The sequence below is a fragment of the Paenibacillus xylanilyticus genome, assembly GCF_013359935.1.
GTDB lineage: Bacteria > Bacillota > Bacilli > Paenibacillales > Paenibacillaceae > Paenibacillus > Paenibacillus xylanilyticus.
Map to the genome: position 1 here is coordinate 1 of NZ_JABMCB010000125.1, position 214 is coordinate 214.

The window sequence follows — 214 nt, forward strand, 5'->3', positions numbered from 1 at the left end:
AAAACTGGTGGAGGATGATGGATTCGAACCACCGAACCCGTACGGGAGCAGATTTACAGTCTGATGCGTTTGGCCACTTCGCTAATCCTCCAGGATTAAAAGGTGGCTCGGGACGGAATCGAACCGCCGACACGAGGATTTTCAGTCCTCTGCTCTACCGACTGAGCTACCGAGCCTTATTTAATTTTTAGATTAATGGCGGAACCGACGGGAT

General features: G+C 50.5%; 2 tRNA genes. Both read right to left on the reverse strand.

What is annotated here, in order from left to right:
* Positions 1 to 5: 5 nt before the first annotated feature.
* Positions 6 to 91: transfer RNA gene (locus HP552_RS02630), tRNA-Tyr, on the reverse strand.
* Between the two features lie 12 nt (positions 92 to 103).
* Positions 104 to 176 (reverse strand) — tRNA-Phe (locus HP552_RS02635).
* Positions 177 to 214 lie beyond the last annotated feature (38 nt).